5 protein-coding genes are annotated in these 6,189 nt (G+C 70.8%); 2 read left to right on the plus strand and 3 right to left on the minus strand.

Annotation, left to right across the window (positions count from 1 at the left end; all coding sequences use genetic code 11):
- The first annotated feature begins 18 nt into the window (after positions 1–18).
- The gene (locus F787_RS0107470; RefSeq protein ID WP_018870136.1) at positions 19–414 is read left to right on the plus strand and encodes an iron-sulfur cluster assembly accessory protein; all 396 of its coding nucleotides are present in this window, start codon (positions 19–21) and stop codon (positions 412–414) included.
- A 10-nt stretch (positions 415–424) separates the two neighbouring features.
- Here the strand turns inward: F787_RS0107470 and F787_RS0107475 are convergent, their stop codons facing one another.
- Together F787_RS0107475 and gloA are read right to left on the minus strand one after the other, a co-directional pair.
- Entirely contained in the window at positions 425–3,652 is a 3,228-nt protein-coding gene (locus F787_RS0107475) for an error-prone DNA polymerase (protein WP_028491793.1), read from the minus strand.
- A 98-nt stretch (positions 3,653–3,750) separates the two neighbouring features.
- Complete coding sequence (gloA, locus tag F787_RS0107480) at positions 3,751–4,251, minus strand: lactoylglutathione lyase (RefSeq protein ID WP_019589660.1); 501 nt, start codon at positions 4,249–4,251, stop codon at positions 3,751–3,753.
- Positions 4,252–4,403: 152 nt separating this feature from the next.
- On the opposite strand from gloA, the gene F787_RS0107485 reads away from it, so the two are divergent.
- A complete protein-coding gene (locus F787_RS0107485; RefSeq protein ID WP_019021931.1) occupies positions 4,404–5,030 on the plus strand; it encodes a hypothetical protein in 627 nt (208 codons plus the stop codon).
- Positions 5,031–5,045: 15 nt separating this feature from the next.
- Here the strand turns inward: F787_RS0107485 and aat are convergent, their stop codons facing one another.
- Positions 5,046–5,795: a leucyl/phenylalanyl-tRNA--protein transferase gene (gene aat, locus F787_RS0107490; protein WP_028491794.1), complete on the minus strand. Its 750-nt coding sequence runs from the start codon at positions 5,793–5,795 to the stop codon at positions 5,046–5,048.
- Positions 5,796–6,189: the final 394 nt, after the last annotated feature.

The following is a 6,189-nucleotide window of genomic DNA, read 5'->3' on the forward strand; positions in this document are numbered from 1 at the left end:
CGCCAGAGAGGTGTAGCCATGAATTCGAACATCGCCGACGCGACCGCCGAGACCGCCCGCATTCCGGAGAGCGACCGGATTCGCGCGACCGACGATGCGGTCCGGCACATCCTCGCACAGATGGAGAGTGACCCCGAGGCCGTCGGATTTCGCGTTGAAGTGAAACGCACCGGGTGCTCCGGGTGGATGTATTCGGTGGACCTGGTCCGCGAGCCGCGACCCGATGATCTGGTGTTCCGCGTGGATGAACGCCTCGACGTCCATGTCGATCCGAAGAGCTTCGAATTCATCCGCGGAACGGAGATCGACTTCCAGGCGGAGGGGCTGACCCGGCAAATCGTCTTCCACAACCCGAACGTCACCGCCGAATGCGGCTGCGGCGAGAGCTTCTCCGTGGATACCGCCGCTTCCTAGGAGCTGGTCCTTAGCCGAAGTCGCGGGAGCGGGTGACGAGGTCGCCGAGCCAGGTGCTGCGGTCGGTGAGGCGGCGGGCGACCAGATGGCCGACGCCGTCGGCCCACTGCCATTCGCCGTCGATCTCCAGCAGCTGGCCGCGCAGGACCTCGGCGCGGAAGCGTTCCACGCGGTCGGGCCAGACGATCACGTTCAGCGTGCCGTGTTCGTCCTCCAGGGTCAGGAACACCGTGCCGTTGGCCGAGCCCGGGCGCTGGCGGGTGATCACCAGACCCGCGTAGCGCGCCGGGCCGGGGCGTCGCCGCGCCCCCAGCGTCGCGGAATCCGGCAGGCGTCGGCGTTCGAGCTGCGGGCGCAGCAGGGCCAGCGGGTGCGGCCCCAGCGTGAGGCCGGTGGTGGCGTAGTCCTGGACCAGGTCGTCCACCGCGTCGGGCACCGGCAGCAGGGGCGTGCGGGCGTCGTCCCCGGCCTGCCCCGGCTCGCGCGGCTCGTTCGGCTCGTGCGGGGCGTCGGCGGGCTCGGCGTGTTGCGGCAGGCCCTCGAACAGCGGCAGCGGGGCCTCAACCGCATCGGCGGCCCAGCGCGCCTGATGGCGGTTGCCGGCCAGCCCGGCCAGGGCCCCGGCGCGCGCCAGCCGGCCGGCCTCGGCACGGCTCAGGCCGGCGCGCGCGACCAGCTCGGGCACGTCGGCGAACGGGCCCTCGGCGCGGGCTGCGTGGATGCGTTCGGCGACCTCCCGACGCAGGCCCTGGACGCGGTTGAAGCCCAGGCGCAGGGCCAGCGGGGCATCCGGCACGTCCGGCGCGTCCGGCGTATCCGGTGAGTCGCCGGCGGCCTCGAGGCTGCATTCCGGCTGGCTGTGGTTCACGTCCACCGGGCGCACCTCCACGCCGTGACGGCGGGCATCGGCCACGATCTGCGCCGGGCCGTAGAAGCCCATCGGCTGGCTGTTGAGCAGGGCGCAGGCGAAGATCGCCGGCTCGAAGCACTTCAGCCAGGCCGAAACCCAGGTGATCAGCGCGAAGCTGGCGGAGTGCGATTCGGGGAAGCCGTATTCGCCGAAGCCCAGGATCTGGCGATACAGCCGCTCGGCGAACTCGGCGGAATAGCCGCGCTCGCGCATCCCCTCCAGCAGCCGCTCGCGCCAGCGCCCGAGATCCCCGCGGCGGCGCCAGGCCCCGATGGAGCGGCGCAGCCCGTCGGCCTCGCCGGCGGAGAATCCGGCCGCCACCATCGCCAGCTCGATCACCTGTTCCTGGAAGATGGGCACGCCCAGGGTGCGCCCCAGCACCCGCTCGATCTCCGCGTTGGGGAAGCGCACCCGCTCGGGGTGTGCCCGGCGCTTGAGATAGGGATGCACCATCTCGCCCTGGATCGGGCCGGGACGCACGATGGCGATCTCGATCACCAGGTCGTAGAAGTTCTTCGGCTTCAGCCGCGGCAGCATGCTCATCTGCGCGCGCGACTCGATCTGGAACACCCCCAGGCTGTCGGCCTTCTGCAGCATCGCGTAGACCGCCGGGTCCTCGGCCGGGATGTCGGCCAGGCCCCAGTCGCGGCCGCGGTGCCGGTGCATCAGCTCCAGCGCGCGGCGCACGCAGGAGAGCATCCCCAGCGACAGCACGTCGATCTTCAGCAGGCCGGCGGCGTCGAGGTCGTCCTTGTCCCACTGGATCACGCTGCGTTCGGGCATCGCCGCGTTCTCGATCGGCACCAGCTCGTCGAGCCGCCCGGCGGCGATGACGAAGCCCCCGGTGTGCTGCGACAGATGCCGCGGGAAGCCGACCAGCTCGGCGGTCAGGGCCTGCCACTGGCGGGCCAGGCCGCCGTCGGGTTCTAGGCCGACCTCGCGCAGGCGCTCGGGCGGGATGCCTTCGTCCCAGCCGGCCAGGTTGGCGGTCAGCGCATCCAGGCGCGCGCGCGAGAGTCCCAGCGCCCGGCCCACGTCGCGCAGGGCGCTGCGGCGGCGGTAGCGGATCACGGTGCAGGCCAGCGCCGCGCGGTCGCGGCCGTAGCGCCGGTAGATGTACTGGATCACCTCCTCGCGGCGCTCGTGCTCGAAGTCGACGTCGATATCCGGCGGCTCGCCGCGCTCGGCGGAGATGAAGCGCTCGAACAACATGCTCGAGCGTGACGGGTCCACCGCGGTGATGCCCAGCGCATAGCACACCGCCGAGTTGGCCGCCGAACCCCGGCCCTGGCACAGGATCCCGCGGCTGCGCGCGAAGCGCACGATGTCGTACACGGTGAGGAAATACGGCTCGTAGCCCAGCTCGGCGATGATGCCCAGCTCGCGCTCGATCTGCGCCTGCACCGCCTCCGGGATACCGTCGGGCCAGCGCTTGCGGGCCCCGCGCAGGCTCTCCTCGCGCAGGTACTCGGTGGCGGTGCGCCCGGGCGGCAGCGGGTCGGTGGGGTAGTGGTATTCGAGTTCGTCCAGGGAGAAGCGGCAGTCGTCGGCGATGGCGACCGCGTGGTGCAGCCAGGCGGCCGGATACAGCGTGGCCAGGTCCGCGCGCGGGCGCAGGCCGCGTTCGCCGTTGGGAAACAGCCGGTCGGCCGCCTGCGCCACGGTACAGCGGTGGCGCAGCGCGGTCAGCACGTCCTGCAGCGCGCGCCGCCCGCGGGCATGCATGTGTACGTCGCCGCAGGCCGTCACCGGCAGGTCGTGTTCCTGCGCGAGATGCCGTGCCCGGGCGATCTGCGCCGGATCCCCGGGCGTCCGCAGCAGCGCCACCGCCAGATGTCCCTGCCCGGGCGCGGCCCATGCCCGCAGCCAGGCCGCTGCGTCGTCGGGATCGGCCGTGTCGGATTCCGGCCACAGATGCAGCAGCACGTGCCAGCCGGCGCGCTCCGCTTCCGGGACTGCCTCCAGATCCGCCCGGGTCAGGTGGTGCTCGCCCTTGTCCGCGGCCCCGCGCGCGGTGGTGATCAGGCGGCACAGGGCGGCATAGCCCGTGCGGTCGCGCACCAGCACGGTCAGTTCGGGGCCGTCGGCCAGCCGCAGGCGGGCGCCCGCGATCAGGTGCACGCCGGTGCGCTGCGCCGCCTCGTGCGCGCGCACCAGGCCCGCCAGCGAGGCGATGTCGGTCAGCGCCAGCGCGCGATAGCCCAGCGCCGCCGCGCGCTCCACCAGCTCCTCCGGGTGCGAGGCCCCGCGCAGGAACGAGAAGTTGCTCAGCGCCGTCAGCTCGGCAAAGGCCGGGGCGGTGTCGGCTTCGGGTGCGCGTTCGTCCATATACTGTATATTTGTACAGTATCACGGGCGAAGCAAGCCGCCCCCCCGGAATCCGGGGGACGGCGAGGGCTGTCAGGGGGCTTCGGGGTGGCGGGGGATCAGCGCCCCAGGCCGGTGAGGCGCGCGGGCTCCAGGATCTCGATCCAGTAGCCGTCGAGGTCCTTCACGAAGGCGATATCCTTCAGCCCGCCCTCGTCGGGGCGCTTCACGAACTCCACATCGTTCTGGTCGAACCAGCGCACCGCGGCGTCCAGGTCGGGCACCGAGAAGCAGATGTGGCCGAAGCCCTGCGGTTCGGCATTGCCGTCGTGGTAGTGGAAGTCCGGATCCTTCTCGGTGCCGTAGTTGTAGGTCAGCTCGAGGATGCCGCGCTGGCTGAACATCCAGCGGGTGCGTTCGCCCTCGTCCTGCGGCGGGGCGGGTTCGTCGTCGTCCTGACGCGCGAGGAAATACAGCGTGAACTCGAATTCCGGGAAGTCCAGGGTCTTCACCAGCTCCATGCCGAACACGCGGCGGTAGAAATCCAGCGACGCGTCGGGGTCCTTCACGCGCAGCATGGTGTGGTTGAAGCGGAAGCCTGCGGTGGGGTTGTCGCTCATGTGCGGATCCTTTGTTCGGCCGAATGGGATGGGTCGGCAGAATGGAACACGCCCCCGGCGTCTCCCGCAACTGCCCGGCCGGTGCGTGCTGTCCTATACTGCGCGGATCGCAAGGGAAGAATACGGAGATCGGGGTGAACTCACGACTGGCAATGCGGGCCCTGGCCCTGCTGGCCCTGGTGCTGACGGCCAGCGGCTGCGCGATGCTCTCGCCCTCGCCGCCGCAGGATCAGAGCAACATCTGCGAGATCTTCCGCGAGGAACCGCGCTGGTACGACTACGCCCTGGACTCCCAGGAGCAATGGGGCACGCCCATTGCCACGCAGATGGCGATCATCCAGCAGGAGTCCTCGTTCCGCAGCCACGTGCGCCCGCCGCGCGAGCGCCTGCTGGGGATCATCCCGTGGCGCCGGCCGTCCTCGGCCTATGGCTATGCCCAGGCCCAGGACCCCGTCTGGGGCGAATACCGCGAGGACGCCGGCAGCCGCTTCGCCCGGCGCACGCACATGAAGCACGCGACCGACTTCATCGGCTGGTACAACGAGCGCACCCGGCGCATGACCGGGGTTTCCCTGCATAACCCGGAGCACCTGTATCTCGCCTACCACGAGGGGCAGGGCGGCTATAACCGCGGCAGCTATCGCGGCAAGCCCGGGGTGCAGCGCGCCGCGCGTCAGGTGCGTGACCGCGCCAGTCGCTATGCGAGCCAGCTGGAGAGCTGCGAGTCCGAGTTCCGCTGCCGACGGTTCTGGCAGGTGGGGCCGTTTTGTCGCCAGTGACGGTCTGCCCGGGGTCTACCACTCCGGGTCCAGCGGATGCAGGTCCGGGTCGAGCGTCCAGGGGCCCGGCGGCGGCACGGTCCGGTCGGCGACCAGGGGGCGGATCCGGCGCAGGAACGTGTCGCGCGGGGTTTCGATCGCGCCCAGGTTCACCAGGTGTTCGGTGGCCATCTGGGTGTCGATCAGCGGCCAGTCCCGGGCCACCATGTGGCGGCACAGCCAGGCGAGGGCAATCTTCGAGGCGTCGCGCTCGAGGCTGAACATGGACTCGCCGCAGAACAGCCGGCCCGCGGCCACCCCGTAGAGCCCGCCGATCAGCCGCGGGCCGTCCCACACCTCCACCGAATGCGCATGGCCCACGCGATGCAGCGCGGTATAGGCCTCCTGCATGCTCTGGGTGATCCAGGTGCCGGCGGAGCGGGCGCGCGGGCCGGCACAGCCGGCGATCACGCGCTCGAAGGCGCGGTCGAAGGTGACGGTGTAGCCGGCGTTGCGCAGGGTCTTGCGCAGCGAGCGGCGGATGCGGAAGGCGCGTGGTTCCAGCACCGCCCGCGGGTCGGGGCTCCACCACAGGATCGGCTGGCCGGCCTCGAACCAGGGGAAGATCCCGCTGCGGTAGGCGTTGACCAGGCGCGGCACCGAGAGATCGCCGCCGGCGGCGAGCAGGCCGTTGGGCTCGTCCAGCGCGGTCTCCGCCGGCGGGAACGGCGCCTCCGGGTGATCCGGGTCCAGCCAGGGGAGGGTGATGGGGCTGCGGGGGCTCATGCGGTGCCTGATCGGTCGGTGCCGGATCGGTCGGTGCCGGATCGGCCAGAGGGCTGGCCTCCTGATATGGATTGACCTGTCAACGGTTGGCTGTAGTGTTCGATCGAGACCTCCTGTTTTCCATGCCTTCGAGGCAGGGCACGAGAAGCGGATTGCGACGGTGGATCACTCTGATATACGCGGGTTGGTTACCGACCGGACTTCACTTCGTCGCGGAGCTGCCCTTCTCTACGGGCGAGGGTCAGCCCTTCCGGGGAAGGGATGCCTCATAGGAGCGCCAGGGGTTCTCCTCACCGGCCTCTCATGCCCTGTCCCGAAGACACGGATGCGGGGTTCATACGTCGGCTGCGGGTGGGTCAGCCGGTTTCGTGATGGACCCGCCGGCCTCAGGCCG

Origin of the sequence: Thioalkalivibrio sp. ALE19, from assembly GCF_000428605.1 — a bacterium.
Classification (GTDB): Bacteria; Pseudomonadota; Gammaproteobacteria; order Ectothiorhodospirales; family Ectothiorhodospiraceae; genus Thioalkalivibrio.